General features: G+C 71.1%; 15 protein-coding genes. 7 read left to right on the plus strand and 8 right to left on the minus strand.

Annotated features, from left to right (window positions below):
* The first annotated feature begins 157 nt into the window (after positions 1-157).
* Complete coding sequence (locus tag AB0N03_RS03305) at positions 158-1,123, plus strand: ABC transporter substrate-binding protein (protein WP_364364600.1); 966 nt, start codon at positions 158-160, stop codon at positions 1,121-1,123.
* A gap of 19 nt (positions 1,124-1,142) precedes the next feature.
* Here the strand turns inward: AB0N03_RS03305 and AB0N03_RS03310 are convergent, their stop codons facing one another.
* Positions 1,143-1,769: a hypothetical protein gene (locus tag AB0N03_RS03310; RefSeq protein ID WP_364364603.1), complete on the minus strand. Its 627-nt coding sequence runs from the start codon at positions 1,767-1,769 to the stop codon at positions 1,143-1,145.
* A gap of 88 nt (positions 1,770-1,857) precedes the next feature.
* Here AB0N03_RS03310 and AB0N03_RS03315 point away from each other — a divergent pair, with 88 nt between their 5' ends.
* The 3 genes from AB0N03_RS03315 (at position 1,858) to AB0N03_RS03325 (ending at position 5,840) form a co-directional block, all read left to right on the plus strand.
* The gene (locus tag AB0N03_RS03315; protein WP_364364606.1) at positions 1,858-3,504 is read left to right on the plus strand and encodes a DNA repair helicase XPB; all 1,647 of its coding nucleotides are present in this window, start codon (positions 1,858-1,860) and stop codon (positions 3,502-3,504) included.
* Positions 3,505-3,688: 184 nt separating this feature from the next.
* Positions 3,689-4,450 carry a DUF4253 domain-containing protein gene (locus tag AB0N03_RS03320; RefSeq protein ID WP_364364609.1) on the plus strand — a complete coding sequence of 254 codons (762 nt, stop codon included), beginning with the start codon at positions 3,689-3,691 and terminating at the stop codon, positions 4,448-4,450.
* 544 nt (positions 4,451-4,994) lie between these two features.
* Positions 4,995-5,840, plus strand: coding sequence for a DUF72 domain-containing protein (locus AB0N03_RS03325; protein ID WP_364364612.1), 846 nt, complete (start codon positions 4,995-4,997; stop codon positions 5,838-5,840).
* A gap of 109 nt (positions 5,841-5,949) precedes the next feature.
* Here the strand turns inward: AB0N03_RS03325 and AB0N03_RS03330 are convergent, their stop codons facing one another.
* Positions 5,950-7,752 carry a tetratricopeptide repeat protein gene (locus AB0N03_RS03330; protein ID WP_364364615.1) on the minus strand — a complete coding sequence of 601 codons (1,803 nt, stop codon included), beginning with the start codon at positions 7,750-7,752 and terminating at the stop codon, positions 5,950-5,952.
* Positions 7,753-8,736, minus strand: a complete 984-nt coding sequence (locus AB0N03_RS03335; RefSeq protein WP_364364618.1) for a BTAD domain-containing putative transcriptional regulator — start codon at positions 8,734-8,736, stop codon at positions 7,753-7,755. It abuts the gene before it with no gap.
* 72 nt (positions 8,737-8,808) lie between these two features.
* On the opposite strand from AB0N03_RS03335, the gene AB0N03_RS03340 reads away from it, so the two are divergent.
* The 3 genes from AB0N03_RS03340 (at position 8,809) to AB0N03_RS03350 (ending at position 10,619) form a co-directional block, all read left to right on the plus strand.
* The gene (locus tag AB0N03_RS03340) at positions 8,809-9,738 is read left to right on the plus strand and encodes an o-succinylbenzoate synthase (protein ID WP_364364621.1); all 930 of its coding nucleotides are present in this window, start codon (positions 8,809-8,811) and stop codon (positions 9,736-9,738) included.
* 101 nt (positions 9,739-9,839) lie between these two features.
* The gene (locus AB0N03_RS03345) at positions 9,840-10,055 is read left to right on the plus strand and encodes a PspC domain-containing protein (protein WP_364364624.1); all 216 of its coding nucleotides are present in this window, start codon (positions 9,840-9,842) and stop codon (positions 10,053-10,055) included.
* 240 nt (positions 10,056-10,295) lie between these two features.
* Entirely contained in the window at positions 10,296-10,619 is a 324-nt protein-coding gene (locus AB0N03_RS03350) for a hypothetical protein (protein WP_364364627.1), read from the plus strand.
* A 51-nt stretch (positions 10,620-10,670) separates the two neighbouring features.
* On the opposite strand, the gene groL is transcribed toward AB0N03_RS03350, so the two are convergent.
* The 5 genes from groL to AB0N03_RS03375 all read right to left on the minus strand — a co-directional run bounded on the left by groL (position 10,671) and on the right by AB0N03_RS03375 (position 15,890).
* Positions 10,671-12,299 carry a chaperonin GroEL gene (gene groL, locus AB0N03_RS03355; RefSeq protein WP_364364630.1) on the minus strand — a complete coding sequence of 543 codons (1,629 nt, stop codon included), beginning with the start codon at positions 12,297-12,299 and terminating at the stop codon, positions 10,671-10,673.
* A 423-nt stretch (positions 12,300-12,722) separates the two neighbouring features.
* Entirely contained in the window at positions 12,723-14,204 is a 1,482-nt protein-coding gene (locus AB0N03_RS03360) for a serine/threonine-protein kinase (RefSeq protein ID WP_364364633.1), read from the minus strand.
* A 57-nt stretch (positions 14,205-14,261) separates the two neighbouring features.
* The gene (locus AB0N03_RS03365; RefSeq protein ID WP_364364636.1) at positions 14,262-14,477 is read right to left on the minus strand and encodes a cold-shock protein; all 216 of its coding nucleotides are present in this window, start codon (positions 14,475-14,477) and stop codon (positions 14,262-14,264) included.
* A 112-nt stretch (positions 14,478-14,589) separates the two neighbouring features.
* Positions 14,590-15,213, minus strand: a complete 624-nt coding sequence (locus AB0N03_RS03370; RefSeq protein ID WP_364364639.1) for an AIM24 family protein — start codon at positions 15,211-15,213, stop codon at positions 14,590-14,592.
* A complete protein-coding gene (locus AB0N03_RS03375; RefSeq protein WP_364364642.1) occupies positions 15,213-15,890 on the minus strand; it encodes a TIGR00266 family protein in 678 nt (225 codons plus the stop codon). The genes AB0N03_RS03370 and AB0N03_RS03375 overlap by 1 nt, the downstream gene beginning before the upstream one ends.
* Between the last annotated feature and the right edge of the window lie 47 nt (positions 15,891-15,937).

The raw sequence follows: 15,937 nt of genomic DNA on the forward strand, positions 1-15,937 counted from the left end.
CCCGCGGACCTGACGACACTCGAACCTACTGAACGGTAGCCCGCTCCATGAAGATCCGAAAGCCGCGCTGGCGCGATACGGCCCTGCCCGCGATCGTATGGGGCGCGGACCATACGATCCAGCACGAGAACCAGATTCTCACAGTAGGTGAAGGTTCATGATCAGACGCGGACGGCTGATTCCGCTGGTAGCGGCGCTTCTGGCGACCGCGGGGTGCAGCGTGTTCTCTTCCGGCGCGCCGGCCGCCCCACCGCCATTGGAACGGACCACCCTGCGCGTGGGTGTGGGCAACGCCATCGACACGGCCCCGCTGCGGATCGCCGTCGCGGCCGGGAAGTTCGGCGCCACGGGGCTGAACGTGCAGCTCGTCGAGCTCGGTGGCGAAGACGGGCTGGCCAAGCTGACCGCCGGTGACCTCGACGTCACGTTCGGGTCCGACATCGCGCTGTTCCGCGCCGCGGCCGGCGGGACGGCCCTGCAGCTGCAGGGTGAGGCCTACACGTCCGGCCCCAACACGGTGGCGCTGGTCACCCTGCCCGGCTCCGACTACACCGTGCCGACGTCGAAGAAGGCGCCCGACATCGCGGTGAACATGCTCGACGACATCGGCGCGCTGGCCGCCCGCTCGGTGCTCGGGACGGCCGGCGTCGACGTGACGAAGATCAAGTTCAAGCAGGTGGCGTTCGACGCGATGCCGCAGTCCCTGCAGGCGGGCGACGTCGACGCGGCCCTGATGATCGAGCCGTACATCACCCGCGCCGAGAAGGACCTCGGCGCCCACATCCTCGCCGACGGCGCCCGCGGCTCGACGCTCGACTTCCCGCTGTCGGCCTACGCGTCGGCCAAGCCGTTCGCCCAGGCCAACCCCCGCACGCTGGCGGCGTTCCGCACGGCACTGGGCGTGGCCCAGCAGAGCGCGACCGACCCGGCGATCATCCGCGACGCGCTCCCGAAGTTCTCGGACATCGACACGACCACGGCCGCCCTGATCTCGCTCGGCTCGTACCCGGCGTCGCTCAACGGCATCCGCCTGCAGCGCGTCGCGGACCTGATGCACAACTCCGGCCAGCTGGCGAACCGCCTCGACGTCCAGAGCCTGCTCCCCGACCGGAACAGCTACTGACCGCGCCCCGGGGGTTCGGCTAGATGTTCTCCCCCGGCGGCGCCAGGCACACGGTCCGGCGCGGCGGCCCGGGGTAGCTCAGCACCTGGTCGGCGCCCTCGCAGCTCTCGTCGCCGCGGTAGCCGGTGATGACCTCGGCGCGTTCCTTGGCCGCCGGGTCGCTGCAGCTCACCTTGCCGACCGCGGCCTGGTCGTCGACGTCGCGCAGGCAGTCGCCGGTGCTGACGTTCAGCGCCAGGCAGAGCGTGCGCTGGGCGGCCGACCCGGTTCCGGTGATCTGGAACCGCACGTAGTCGCCGGAGCCGCAGCGGAAGGTCCCCGTGTAGCTGTCGTCGACCTTGTAGGTAGCGCTGTCCGTCCCGCAGCCGACGCGGTGGTAGGCGAGCTTGCCGCCGCTCTCGCGAGACAGGTACAGGCAGTCGCCGTCCGACGGCGGCCCGGCGCGGTCGATCCAGTGGATGCTCAGCGCGCCCAGCGAGCCCAGGGCCAGCGCCAGGACGACGCACGCGGCGAGCGTGATCTTCACCTTCGTCGTGAACCAGTGCGGGATCGGCTGCTGACCGGGCACCGGCGGCGGCATCGGCGGCGGCGACGTCGCGTAGTCCGGCGACCGGAACGGGTTGTCGTTGAACGGTGGTGTGGTCAACGTGCCCTCCAGTGATCCCCTCGGCAGATCGTCCCACCGGCGACCCGCGACGGGAGCGGGCCGGAGCGAGCCACGTATAACAGTAGTTGTGACTGATGGCCCGCTGATCGTCCAGTCCGACAAGACCGTGCTCCTGGAGGTCGACCACCCCCAGGCCGGCGACGCGCGCGTCGCGATCGCGCCGTTCGCCGAGCTCGAACGGGCGCCGGAGCACGTCCACACCTACCGGATCACACCGCTGGCCTTGTGGAACGCGCGCGCCGCGGGCCACGACGCCGAGCAGGTCGTCGACGCGCTGACGACGTACTCGCGCTTCCCGGTGCCGCAGCCGCTGCTGATCGACGTCGTCGACGTCATGGGCCGGTTCGGCAGGCTGCAGATCGCCCACCACCCGGCGCACGGCCTCGTGATGTCGACCACCGACCGCGCGGTGCTGACCGAGGTCTCGCGGAACAAGAAGATCAGCCCGATGCTGGGCGCGAAGATCGACGAGGACACCGTGCTCGTCCACCCGTCCGAGCGCGGGCGGCTCAAGCAGGCGCTGCTGAAGGTCGGCTGGCCGGCCGAGGACCTCGCCGGGTACGTCGACGGCGAAGCGCACCCCATCGCGCTCGACGAGCGGGACTGGCACCTGCGCGACTACCAGCGGATGGCCGCGGAGGCGTTCTGGGCGGGCGGCTCGGGCGTCGTCGTGCTGCCCTGCGGCGCGGGCAAGACGCTCGTCGGCGCGGCGGCCATGGCGAAGGCGCAGGCCACGACGCTGATCCTGGTGACGAACACCGTCGCCGGGCGGCAGTGGAAGCGCGAGCTCATCGCACGGACGTCGCTGACCGAGGAGGAGATCGGCGAGTACTCCGGCGAGAAGAAGGAGGTCCGGCCGGTCACCATCGCGACGTACCAGGTGGTCACCCGCAAGACCAAGGGCGAGTACCGGCACCTGGAGCTGTTCGACTCGCGCGACTGGGGCCTGGTCGTCTACGACGAGGTGCACCTGCTGCCGGCGCCGGTGTTCCGGATGACGGCGGACCTGCAGTCCCGGCGGCGCCTCGGCCTGACCGCGACGCTGGTGCGCGAGGACGGCCGCGAGGGCGACGTCTTCTCGCTGATCGGGCCGAAGCGCTACGACGTGCCGTGGCGCGACATCGAGGCGCAGGGCTGGATCGCGCCGGCGGAGTGCACCGAGGTCCGCGTGACGCTGACCGACGCGGAGCGCCTGGAGTACGCCACGGCCGAGGCTGACGAGCGGTACAAGCTCGCGGCGACGGCGCTGACGAAGACCCCGGTGATCAAGTCCATCGTGGCGAAGCACGCCGGCGAGCCGACGCTGGTGATCGGCGCGTACCTCGACCAGCTCGAGATGCTCGGCGACGAGCTCGACGCGCCGGTGATCCAGGGTTCGACCCGCAACAAGGAGCGCGAAGAGCTGTTCGACAAGTTCCGGCGCGGCGAGATCAAGACGCTGGTGGTGTCGAAGGTGGCGAACTTCTCGATCGACCTGCCCGAGGCGTCGGTGGCGATCCAGATCTCGGGGACGTTCGGCTCGCGGCAGGAGGAGGCCCAGCGGCTCGGCCGGCTCCTGCGTCCGAAGGGCGACGGCCGCCAGGCGCACTTCTACTCCATCGTCTCGCGCGACACGGTCGACACGGAGTACGCGGCGCACCGGCAGCGGTTCCTCGCGGAGCAGGGGTACGCCTACCACATCGTGGACGCGGACGACCTGCTCCGGCCGCTCTGAGCGCCCCGTTCGGCCCAGTGGATCGTCACAGGAGCAACTTCCGCCACTTCAATCATCGATGACCCTCTGACCTGCGCTTTTCGGGATTCACTCGAACGGATGAGCGGGTAGATCGCTGGAAATTGTCAGACCCTCGAACTACTGTTCGACATGCACCAGCCGAACACAAGTTCGAGGGGACGTCATGACGATCGCACCGCTCCGCCCCGGTACGCCCGCGCCGCCGGTCCAGACCCTGCCACCGGGGTCGTGGCACGGCCGGCTGTGGGTGTCCGACCTGCCGCTGACCCGGCCCGAGCGCTACCTCGGCTGCGTGGCCGAGTTCGAGCGGTCGGGGCTGTGGCCGGTGCTGATCCCGCACGACCAGCGCTTCGCGGCGAACGGCGAAGACTGGATCGACGACCGCGGCCGCCTGGCCCCGGCGGGCCACCGGGTCCCGTCGGCGGACGCGGCGGGAGCGTTGGCCCGCTGGTGGGACACGTCCTGCTGCGACGGCGCGTGCCTCCGCCCGTTCGGCGCGCGGTTCCCGGGCCTGGCCAAGCGCAGCCCCCGCCGGTCCGACCCGCTGGCGGAGGCGGGCAACACGGGTTCGATCCTGGCGTCGCGCGCCCCCCACCGCCTGGGCCTGGTCCAGACCGAGCGCCCGGCGGACATCCCGGCCCTGCTGGGCTGGACGGGCATGATCAAGTGCACGGACCAGGTGGCCGAGCTGTCAGCGGTGCTGCGCAGCTGGGAGGACCGCTTCGGGGCGACGCTGGTGGGGCTGGGGTTCGACACGCTGGAGCTATCGGTGTCGGCACCGCCGAGGAACCAGGCGCGGGCGTTGACGGTGGCGGCGGAGCACCGGGCGTTCAGCCTGCCGACGTTCGCGGCCCAGCCGGGAAACCTGCGCGAGTACGCATCGGGGCTGGTGCAGTCGAGGCTGTGGCGGTTCTCCTGGGCGTGAGGGCGGTGCTGGGGCGGACTTGTCCGCGCCCGGCGGTGGTCCCTGCCCGGCGGTGGTCTCCAACCCGGCGGTGGTCTCCAGCCCGACGGTGGTCAGCCCGGCAGCGGCCCAGCCGAGGGCCAGGCTGCCCGAAAAACGAGCTGGCTGGTCATCCCGTCGCCTGAGGCCGTCAAATCACTTTGAGCCAGGCCCGCAACCACCAAGCCAAGGCGAGAAGAGAGCGCAAGCTTGCGGGCCTGGCTCAAAGTGATAGGCCTCGGGCAGGCGACGGGATGACCACCCAGCAACCCCACGCAAAGGTGAGCCACCAGCGACCCCCAAGGCCATCCCAGAGCCTGCCGGTCCGGCGAGGACAGTCTTTCGACTGCGGCAGAAGCAGGCCCCCAACGGAGGCACCATGAGCAAACGCCTCAAAGGCCCCCTCAGACGACCGTCCACAAAATCAGGTCACCTGTCCCGCCCGGCGGTCCACCCGTCCGGACGCCGCCCCCGCAGCCGTGTTTGGCCGCACCGGCGAGCGGGCATCACCCACCGCGGAAAGGCGGTGAGAACGATCGCCGAAATCCGGATCGGCACGTCGGGCTGGCGCTACCCCCCGTGGCGCGGCGTGTTCTACCCCCGCGGACTCGTGCAGCGACGGGAGCTCGAATACCTGTCGCGACGGATGAACGCCGTCGAGATCAACGGTTCCTTCTACTCGCTCCAACGCCCGGAGCGGTACCGAGCCTGGTTCGACGAGACCCCGGCGGACTTCCTCTTCGCGGTGAAGGGCGGCCGCTTCATCACGCACATGAAGCAGCTCCGAGACGTCGAAACCGCGCTCGCGAACTTCTACGCCTCCGGAGTCCTCGCCCTCGGCGCGAAACTGGGCCCGTTCCTCTGGCAGCTCCCGCCAAGGCTGACCTTCGACCCCGACCGGCTCGCGAACTTCTTCGCCCTCCTGCCCCGCACCACGACCGACGCGGCCCAGCTCGCGACCAAGCACGACGACAAGTTGAAGGGCACTCCCTACCTCGAAGCCGGGCCGCGAAGGCCACTGCGGCACGCGCTCGAGGTCCGGCACCCGAGCTTCGCCGAGCCCGCGGCGAAGGAACTGCTGCGAGAACACGGGATCGCCCTCGTCACCGCCGACACCGCGGGCAAGTGGCCCTTCCTCGAAGACCAGACCGCGGACTTCGCCTACGTCCGCCTCCACGGCGACGAGGAGCTGTACGTAAGCGGTTACTCGGACCGGGCCCTGCTCGGGTGGGCGGACAAGATCCGGGCCTGGCACGACGGCGGGAAGCGCGACGTCCACGTCTACTTCGACAACGACGTGAAGGTCGAGGCGCCCCGCAACGCCGAGACCCTGGCCGACCTGCTCGGCGTCGCCCCGCCGACGAGACAGTGAGTGGACAGTGAGCGCGATCGGCTTGAGTGGACACGCGGGCCGGACCGGCTTGCGTGCTGTCGCTGGGGGTCGGCACGCGGGCGGTCCGCCACGCGCAACCCCACACGCATCAGCTCGCGGCGCCCACCAGAGCCGCCAGCTTCGCGCGCACGTCGTCCGCGTCCGGGTGCCCCAGCTCGGTCAGCAACCGCACCGACCGGACCCAGCACTCCCGGGCCACCGCCCGATCCCCGTACCGCAGGTGGATCGTGCCCAGCTGGGCCAGCACGTCCGCCGCCTCGTACTGCTCGCCCATCTCGAAGAACATCGAGACCGAGTCGCGGATGCACGCGATCCCCTCGTCCACCCGGCCCAGCCCCACCAGCGCCAGGCCGCGCGTGTGCTGGGTGAACCGGGTGTCCACCGGCTCACCGTCCGGGCCGAGCACCGCCAGCGCCGCGTCGGCCAGCCGCAGCGCCTGCTCGTGGTCGCCCATCGACGTGCAGATGTCGCCCAGCGCCCGCAGCACACTCGCCTCGAACGCCCCCAGCCCCAGCTCGCGGACGATCTCCAGCGCCTGCATCCCGTGCTCGTACGCCCAGGCGTAGTCGTCGAGGTTGTGCGCCGCCATCGCCAGGTTGTACTGCGCCCGCGCCTCGCCCTCCCGCGCGCCGAGCTCGCGCTGGATCGCGAGCACCTGCTCCAGGAACCGCCGCGACTCGGCGTACTGCCGCGCGACGCCGTTGACCACGCCGAGCCCGCTCAGGATGCCCGCCTCGCCCGGCCGGTGGCCGCCGGCCCGCGCCGCTTCGAGCGCCACCGCGAACACCGAGCGCCACTCGTCGAGCCGCGAGCGCGTCACGAAGTAGCTCTGCAGCAGCCAAGCCAGCTTCCAGCAGACGTCGTCACGCCGGCGCCGCGCCAGGTGCACCGCGGCGATCAGGTTGCCGGCTTCCTCGTCGAACCAGTCCAAGGCGTCGTGGTACGACGTGAACGCCAGGCCGCCGTCGAGGCCTTCGGGGTCCAGCAGCCGGTAGTAGCGCTCCGGCCGCATCCGCCGTGACGCGTTCAGCGCCGACGCCAGGTACCAGTCCAGCAGCCGAGCCAAAGCGGCGTCGCGCTGCGAAGCTGTGTCGACCTGCGAAGCGATTTCGCCGGCGTACGCCCGGATGAGGTCGTGGAACTGGTAGCGGCCCGGCCGCGGCTGGGCGAGCAGGTGCGCGGCGGCCAGCGTCTCCAGCATCGGCCGGGTCGTCGCGACGTCCAGCCCGGCGATCGCGGCCGCCGCCGGCGCGGCGAAGTCGACGCCGGTGAACAGCCCGAGCAGCCGCAGCAACCGGGCCGTCGGCGCCTCCAGCGCCTGGTAGGAGTACGAAAACACCGAGCGGATGTTCGTCCCTTCGCCGTCGGCGAGGTCGAACGAGCCGAGCAGGTCGGCCTCGAGCGAGTCGACGAACTCGTCGAGCGCCAGGTCGGGGAACTGCGCCGCCCGCACGGCGAGGATCCGGATCGCCAGCGGCAGCCCGCCGCAGTGGCGCACGAACCGCTCGGTCGCGGCGGGGTCGCGCGCCACCCGGTCGAGGCCGATCGCGGACGCGAGCAGCTCGACGGCGTCCTCTTCGCCGAGCTCCTCCAGCGCGATCCGCCGCGCGCCGTGCGTCGCGACCAGTGCCCGCAGCTGCCAGCGGCTCGTGATCACGACCAGGCAGCCCGGCCCGGGCAGCAGCGGCCGCACCTGCTCGGTGCGGTTCGCGTTGTCGAGCAGGATCAGCAGCCGGCGCCCCGCGCTGTGCGTCCGCCAGCTCGCCGCGCGGCCGTCGAGGTCGCCCGGGATCGCTTCGCACGGCACGCCGAGCGCGGTGAGCATCGCCTCCAGCGCCGCCGACGGCTCGACCGGCTCACCCGGCCCGTAGCCGCGCAGGTCGAGGTACACCTACCCGCCGGGGAACCGGTCGGCGATCTCGTGCGCGAAGTGCACGGCCAGGGTCGTCTTGCCGATGCCGCCCATGCCCTCGACGGACGCGATCGGCGTCGACGTGTCGGCATCGATCGCCTCCGGCAGCAGCGCGTGCAACGCCTTGAGGTCGGACTCGCGCCCGGAGAAGGCCCGCGGGTCGGCGGGCAGCTGGTGCGGCACCTGCGGCTCGACGCCGAGCCGGTACCGCGGGACCGCGTGACCGCTCTCGCTCCCGGTGAGGATCGCCTGCCGGGTGCGCTGCAGCGAAGGCCCGGGGTCGAGGCCCAGCTCCTCGGCCAGCACGTCGCTGATCCGGCGGTGGACGTCGAGCGCCTCGGCCTGGCGCCCCGACCGGTACAGCGCGACCATCAGTTGCTCGTGCAGCCGCTCCCGCAGCGGGTTTTCCCTGGTCAGCCTGACCAGCTCGGGGACGACGGTGCCGTACTCGCCGACGTCGAGCAGGGCGTCCGCCCACTGTTCGCGGACGCGCAGCCGTTCTTCGGCCAGCTGACCGACCTCGTCGCGGTGCAGCGCGTCCGACTCGACGTTCAGCAGCGCCGCGCCACGCCACTGGCCGAGCGCCTCGGCGAAGTGCGCGGCCGCGCGACGGCTTTCGCCGCGGTCCATCGCGGCCTTGCCCCGGGTGGCGAGGGCGCGGAACCGGGAGAGGTCCAGCCGGTCGTCGTCGAGCTCGATCAGGTAGCCGCCGCTCTCGGTGCGGATCGCGACCTGGTCGCCGAGGGCGCGGCGCAGGCGCAGCACGTACGTCTGGAGCGCGCCCTTGGAGCGGCGGCGGTCGTCGTTCCAGAGCCAGCGGCCGAGCTCGTCGACCGGCACGACCCGGTTCGCGCGCAGCAAAAGCCCGGCCAGGACGATCAGCGGCCGGCTGCCCCCGAGCGGCACCGGGTGGCCGTCTGCCGTGACCTCGGCCGGACCCAGCACGCGGAAGTCGAGGACCACGGAGTCATTCTGGCCGGAAAAGCGCTGTTCGGCACCCGTTCGCCGAAGTCGGGGATGGCATGATCGGCGGCGATGAAGGTTTACGCGATCCCCCTGCGCAACCGTTTCCGCGGCATCACGGTCCGGGAAGGCGTCCTGCTGCCCGGCCCGGCGGGCTGGGGCGAGTTCTGCCCGTTCGCCGACTATTCGGACGCCGAGAGCGTCCCCTGGCTGCACGCGGCGCTCGAAGCGAGCGAAACGGGCTGGCCGGCGCCGGTCCGCGACCGCGTCGAGGTGAACACGACGGTGCCGGTCGTCGGCCCGGAGAAGGCGTACGAACTGGTTCGGGCCTCCGGCTGCCGGACGGCGAAGGTGAAGGTGGCGGACCCGCGATCGTCGATCGCGGACGACTGCGAGCGGGTGGCGGCGGTCCGCGACGCGCTCGGCCCGTCCGGCGCGGTGCGCGTCGACGCGAACATGGCGTGGGACGTCGACACGGCGATCCGCGCGATCATCGACCTCGACAAGGCGGCGGGCGGCCTGGAGTACGCGGAGCAGCCGTGCCCGGCGATCGAGGACCTGGCGGCGGTCCGCCGCCGGGTGCCGGTCCGCATCGCGGCCGACGAGTCGATCCGCCGGGCCGAGGACCCGCTGAAGGTGGCGGTCGCGGGGGCGGCGGACATCGCGGTGCTGAAGGTGTCCCCCCTCGGCGGCGTCCGCCGGGCGCTGGAGGTCGCGGAGGCGTGCGGGCTGCCGTGCGTGGTTTCGTCGGCGGTGGAGACGAGCGTCGGCCTGGCGGCGGGCCTGGCACTGGCCGGGGCGCTGCCAGAGCTGGAATTCGCCTGTGGACTGGGGACGATTTCGTTGCTGGAAGGCGACGTCTGTGCTTCCCCACTGTCCCCTGTGGACGGATATCTACCAGTGCCGCGCCAGGCTCCGGAGCCGACCGAAGCGTACTCGGCGTCACCCGAGGTCGAGGCGGCGTGGCAGGCCCGGCTCGAGCGGGTGCGCGGCTTGTCGTGAGACTCGTCCCAGCCCCGGAGAACATCCCCGAGGGCAAGTTCAGGGTCGGGGTCCGGGCCGTTCCGGATGTGGCGGCACCCGCCCGGAAGCACCATTGAGCCATGACGAACAGCGTGTACACCCCGGAAACCAAGAAGCTCCGCCGCAGCACCAGCGACAAGATGCTGACCGGCGTCTGCGGTGGCTGGGCCACCTACCTCGGCATCGACGCCGGCGTTCTCCGCATCGGCTTGGTCGCCGCCGTGTTCCTTTCCGTCGGCATCGCCATTCCGGTCTACGTCGCCGCCGCGATCCTGACCCCCGAAGAAGGCTCCTGACCCCGGGCGGGCGCCGGCTCGCAGGGGGAGCCGGTGCCCGCCGGATGACCGGGGGTTCGCTGAACACCCACGCCGGGGGCGTGGGTACCCGCCGCGCGCCGAAGGGACGCGGACGCGGCACCGCCACGGGGGAACGGCCCGGACGCCAAGGGGACGTCCGGGCCGTTCGGCGTAGCACCGTAGGCCGAGCGGCCCAAAAGCTCACCGCGAACCCCGTACGAGGGGTTAGGGTTCGCGGTCGTGGATCAAGGGAGCAGACAGGCCGCGAAGATCGTGGTCGGGATCTTGGGCGGGCTCTACCTGATCGCCGGGCTGGGGCTGACCGCCTTCTCCGCCTTCTTCGCGCTCGCCTTCAACGACACCGGCAGCACGAGCGTCACCAAGACCGTGCTGTACACCGCCGCCGGGCTCGCGATCTGGATCCTGCTCACCGGGATCGGCGCCATCGTCGTCGCGCTGGAAGCGGAAGAAGCGAGCACCGCCTGGCTCGGGGGCCTCGGCGTGCTCGCGCTCGGCGTCGTCATCCTCGGCGCCTACGCCGTGTGGTTCTTCACGAAGCCATGAGAAAAGCCCGGCCCGCCGAAGCGGACCGGGCTTCCCGGAGAAGCGCGTGGATCAGAAGTCCATGCCACCCATGCCACCGGACGGGTCGGCGGGAGCGGCCGAAGCCTTCTCCGGCTTGTCCGCCACGACGGCCTCGGTGGTCAGGAACAGCGCCGCGATGGAAGCGGCGTTCTGCAGCGCGGAGCGGGTGACCTTCGTCGGGTCCGGCACGCCGGCGGCGAGCAGGTCCTCGTATACACCCGTGGCGGCGTTCAGGCCGTGACCCAGGGGCAGGCCCTTGACCTTCTCCGCGACAACGCCGCCTTCGAGGCCGGCGTTGATCGCGATCTGCTTGAGCGGGGCCTCGACGGCCACCTTGACGATGTTGGCGCCAGTGGCCTCGTCGCCCTCGAGCTTCAGACCGGCGAAGGCAGCCTCGGCAGCCTGGATGAGAGCGACGCCACCACCGGCGACGATGCCCTCTTCGACGGCGGCCTTGGCGTTGCGCACCGCGTCCTCGATGCGGTGCTTGCGCTCCTTCAGCTCGACCTCGGTCGCGGCGCCGGCCTTGATGACGGCCACGCCGCCGGCCAGCTTCGCGAGCCGCTCCTGCAGCTTCTCGCGGTCGTAGTCCGAGTCCGAGTTGTCGATCTCGGCGCGGATCTGGTTGACGCGACCCTGGATCTGGTCGGCGTCGCCCGCACCCTCGACGATGGTCGTCTCGTCCTTGGTGATGACGGCCTTGCGGGCCTTGCCCAGCAGGGACAGGTCGGCGTTCTCGAGCTTGAGCCCGACGTCCTCGCTGATGACCTGGCCACCGGTCAGGATCGCGATGTCCTGCAGGATCGCCTTGCGGCGGTCACCGAAGCCCGGGGCCTTGACGGCGACGGACTTGAAGGTGCCGCGCATCTTGTTGACGATCAGGGTGGCCAGCGCCTCGCCCTCGACGTCCTCGGCGATGATCAGCAGCGGCTTGCCGGACTGGATGACCTTCTCCAGCAGCGGCAGCACGTCCTTGACCGTGGAGATCTTCGAGCCGAAGAGCAGGACGTACGGGTCCTCCAGCTCGGCTTCCTGACGCTCCGGGTCGGTGACGAAGTAACCGGAGATGTAGCCCTTGTCGAAGCGCATGCCCTCGGTGAGCTCGAGCTCGAGACCGAAGGTGTTGCTCTCCTCGACGGTGACAACGCCTTCCTTGCCGACCTTGTCCAGCGCCTCGGCGATCAGCTCGCCGATGGTGCGGTCGCCGGCCGAGATCGAGGCGGTAGCAGCGATCTGCTCCTTGGTCTCGATCTGGACGGCCGCCTTGTGCAGCTGCTCGGTGATGGCCTCGACGGCCGCCTCGATGCCGCGCTTCAGGCTGATCGGGTCGGCGCCGGCCGCGACGTTGCGCAGGCCTTCCTTGACCAGGGCCTGGGCGAGCACGGTGGCGGTGGTGGTGCCGTCACCCGCGACGTCGTCGGTCTTCTTGGCAACTTCCTTGACGAGCTCGGCCCCGATCTTCTCCCACGGGTCTTCGAGCTCGATCTCCTTGGCGATGGAGACGCCGTCGTTGGTGATCGTCGGCGCGCCCCACTTCTTCTCGAGCACGACGTTCCGGCCCCGCGGGCCGAGGGTCACCTTGACGGCATCGGCGAGGATGTTCAAGCCACGCTCAAGACCGCGGCGGGCGTCCTCGTCGAACGCGATCAGTTTGGCCATTGCGGTGTGGTCCTCCGATATTGGGCGCCACCGCCGCGCTGGTGCTTTGCAGCGGCGGCAGCAGGACTCTTTCCTCGGCCAGGCTCGGTGCCCGCGACGGACGACTGGACCCTGTGGGGGCCAGCCTCACCGTCCCGACCTTTGGCACTCGACGGCGTCGAGTGCCAAGTCCGTTTTTAGCACTCTGCGGGGGAGAGTGCAAGAAGGCCAGCTCAGCGCGGCACGATCACGCGAGGCCGGGCGAGGTCATGAACGACTCGTTCAGGGCGCCGGACGTCATAGCCCGGCAAAGTCCCGGCCCGCGCGGGGTCGGGTGTCGCGAATGAGTCATTGGGGGCGCCGGAGGTCCCGAATGGGTCATTCGCGACGTTGGGCGGGGGTGGGCGACGTCATGAACGACCCGTTCATGACGTCCGCCCGGGGTCAGTTGCCCGGCTTGATGGAGATCGACGTCGGCGGGGCGTTCAGCGACGACGTCGGGTTGCTCTGCGAGTCACCGGGGCCGACCGGGATGTTCGGGGCCGTCGTCGTGCCGCCGCCTCCGCCGCCGCTGTCGCTGAACAGGAAGATCGCGCCCACGACCAGGCCCGCCAGGACCAGGAGGCCGAGGATGAGGAAGATCCACTTCTTGCCGCCGCCGCTCTGCGGCTGGTGGAACGCGCCCGCGCCGGCGGCCGGCATCGGGGGACGCAGCCGCATCGGGTCCTGGCCGTAACCCTGCGGGGGCATGCCCTGCTGAGGCGGGTAGCCGTAACCCGGCGGCGGACCCTGCGGCATCCCTTGCGGCGGCCCCTGCTGGGGGTAGCCGTAGCCGGGCGGCGGGCCCTGCGGTGGCATGCCCTGCGGTGGCATGCCCTGCGGTGGCATGCCCTGGGGCGGCCCCTGCGGCCCCGGCTGCTGGCCGTAGCCCGGCTGCTGTCCTCCGTACGGGTGCACGGGGGCCCCCTCTCCCTGCGGTGCGCTGTTCTGGTGCGGCCCCTGTTGTACCTGACCGTGGCGCTGCGGCGCGGGGATTCCACCCGAATTGGACCCGGGAGGACCCGGTGGGGTGTCCGACGCCGCTTGGGCGCCGAGCGCGCGGCGGGCGGCCGCGATCAGCTCGACGCAGCTCGGGTAGCGGTCGGCCGGGTTCTTGGCCATGCCGCGACGGATGACCTCGTCGATCGCCGGCGGCAGCGCGACGGCGCGGGAGATCGCCGGCGGTTCGCCGTTGAGGTGGCCCTTGATCACCGTCGGCACGTCGCCCTTGAACGGCGGGCTCCCCGTCAGGCACGCGTACAGGACGCACGTGAGCGCGTACTGGTCGGTGCGTCCGTCCAGCGGTTCGCCGCGCAGGTGCTCGGGCGCCGCGTACGTCGGCGAGCCGAGGAAGTCGCCGCCGCGCGTCCGGTGGCCCGTCGCGCCGCGGCGGGTCAGCCCGAAGTCGGCGACGTACACGTGCTCGCGCGAGGTCTCCTTCTTCGTCACGAGCACGTTGGCCGGCTTGACATCGAGGTGGACCAGACCACGGTTGTGCAGGGTGTCGAGGGCGTCCGCGACCTGGTCGAGCATCGTCAGGGTGCGCGCGGGCGCGATCGGGCCGCCCGCGATCAGGTCGGCGAGATCACCACCGTCGACCATGCGCATGGCGATGTAGAGCATGCCGTCGAGCTCGCCGAAGTCGTACAGCGGCACGACGTTGGCGTGGTCGATCGCGGACGTGTTGCGCGCCTCGTCGACGAACCGCTCGCGGAACTCGGCGTCGGCCCCGAGGTGGTCACCGATGACCTTCAGGGCCACTTTGCGGCCCAGCCGCACGTCCGTGGCCTTGTAGGTCACGCTCATGCCGCCCTTGCCGAGCACCCCGTCGATGCGGTAGTTGCCCAGCCGGCGACCGGTGAGGTCCCCCGACACATCGCCTGTCACGCCCGGCAGCCTAACGTCCCTGGTTCGGAGCCTGCCGGGGGTTCGCCAATCGGGTGATCAGGGTGTCGACGCCACCTTGCGCACGTCTGCTGCCTGACTCCGGCCGTCGCGCCCGGACTGGACTTCGAACTCGACGCGGTCACCTTCGTCCAAAGTGCGGAATCCGTCGGCCTGAATGGCCGAATAGTGGACGAACACGTCCGGTCCTTCGGTGGATTCGATGAACCCGTAGCCCTTTTCCGAGTTGAACCATTTGACGGTGCCGACAGCCACGGCGCCCTCCCTCAGCACAAAGGATCCGCTGGCCCGAGCGGATGCCAGCGGCGGAAGTGCCAATCACGCTACCGGAATTATTCCCCTCGGCAATGGGCAATTCGTCTGAAGATCACGAGCGGGAAAGGCGGCTGTTGCGCGCTTGCACGAGCACCGTCCCGGGACCCGCGAAGTCGACCGCGAGCCCTTCACCCGTGCGCAGCGACTGCGGCCCACCGGGATCGAGCGCCCGCAGCCGGCACTGCACGGTGTCGGGGTAGGCCAGCAGGTAGTCCGGCCGGACGGTGACCAGCTCGCCCTGGCCGAGCTCGAACGCGTCGACCGGGCCGGGCGCGGCCAGCACGAGCGGCCCGGTCCCGCTGTAGTGCTCGAGGAACCCGGAGTCGGCGCCGAAGAGCTGCTGCAACGGCGTCCAGTTCGGGTCGTGCCGGGCGGTCGAGGGCCGCACCAGCACGGCTTCGCGGTGCACCGCCCAGCCCGTGCCGCCGCCCAGCTCGAGCGGGTAGACGTCGCCGGGGCGCAGCGGCGCGAAGTCGATCCAGCCACCGTCCGAAGGCGCGGTGTAGACGACGGCCGCGGACTTGCCGGCCCGGACGCCGCCGCGGCCCGCCGCCGCCTCGGTGACGCCGAAGCGGCTGGCGAGCAGCGTCTCGGGCGCGGCCTGCACGGACTCGCCCGGATCGAGCAGGACGCGGGCGACGCCGAAGCCCGGGGTGTGCCGGGTCTGGACGCGCATCAGCGGGACGGGACGTGCGAGACGATCCAGCTGACCAGCGCGGACGGGTTGCGCGTCTGCGTCATGACCTGGCCGGGACCGACGAAGTCGAACACGAGGCCTTCGCCGCTCTTCATGGACTGGATGATGCCCGTCGCGACCTTCCGGATCTGGTACTGCACGGTGTCGGCGTACGCGACGACGTGCCCGGTGTCGACGGTGACCATCTCGCCCTGCTGCAGGGGGACGGTCTCGACCGCGCCGTAGCAGGCGACGAGCAGCTGGCCCTGGCCGGTCGCGTGCGTCAGGAACCCGCCTTCGCCGCCCATCAGGTTCTTCATCCCGCCCCACTTGGTCTCGGTCTGCACGCCGTGCGACGACGCGAGCCAGCAGCCGCGGGTGACGGCCCAGCCGGTGCGGCCGTCGAGGGGGATCACCTGGATGTCGCCGGGCAGGTTGGCCGCGACGTCGACCCAGCCGCCGTTCTGCGGCGCGGTGAAGGTGGAGATGAAGAAGGACTCGCCGGAGAGGAACGCACGGCCGAGGCCCTTCATGATCCCGCCCTGGGACTGCGACTGGACCTGCACGCCGTAGCTGGTGGCCATCATGGCGCCGGACTCGACCTGGCACGGCTCGCCGGGCGCCAGCATCAGCCGGGCGACGGCGAACGAGGGCTGTTGACGGACTCCGACCTGCATGCGTGCTCCCCTGTGGCGTGCTCTCGAACGACGCAGAGTCTTGCACG

Origin of the sequence: Amycolatopsis sp. NPDC051061 (genome assembly GCF_040682935.1) — a bacterium.
Classification (GTDB): domain Bacteria; phylum Actinomycetota; class Actinomycetes; order Mycobacteriales; family Pseudonocardiaceae; genus Amycolatopsis.